Below are 564 nucleotides of genomic sequence, written 5' to 3'. Positions count from 1 at the left end.
GATAAAAATAATATATACATAGCAGTAGTATTTTTGAACTTTAAAGCCTCAGCTTTTAATAAACTCATACTATCTACCCCCTTTTGTTATATTAAAGAATATTTCTTCAAGATTTTCATCAGTTTTATTTTTTTCTTGATATTCTAACTTACCATTATGAATAATTCCTATATGATCAGCTAATTGCTGTATTTCAGAAAGGATGTGACTTGAAATAATAACACTGGTATTTGCCTTTGTTAAGTTTTTTAATAAGTCTCTTAATTCTTGAATGCCATAAGGATCTAGCCCATTAGATGGTTCATCTAAAACTAACAACTTCGGTTTCTTTATTAGTGCCATAGCTATACCTAAACGTTGTTTCATCCCTAAAGAAAAATTTTTCACCTTTTTTTTAGGATCAACATCTAAGTTAACAAGATCAAGAACTTTAGGTATTTCACTGAAGTCGATATTTTCATTCAATGCTACAACTTTTAAGTTGTCTTGTGCGCTCAAATGATTATATGTTGGAGGAGATTCTATTAAAGAACCAATATTGGTTAATTCTTGTCTGGTTAAGGG

Annotated in this window: 1 protein-coding gene; it reads right to left on the bottom strand. The window is 29.3% G+C overall.

The genetic code is table 11. The features are described 5' to 3' along the window. Nucleotides 1-69: 69 nt before the first annotated feature. Nucleotides 70-564: ATP-binding cassette domain-containing protein (locus tag SH09_RS13805; RefSeq protein WP_042740200.1), on the bottom strand; the 495-nt coding region annotated here is incomplete at its 5' end.

Source organism: Staphylococcus gallinarum (genome assembly GCF_000875895.1).
Classification (GTDB): domain Bacteria; phylum Bacillota; class Bacilli; order Staphylococcales; family Staphylococcaceae; genus Staphylococcus; species Staphylococcus gallinarum.
This window is presented reverse-complemented; position numbering and strand designations above follow the sequence as displayed.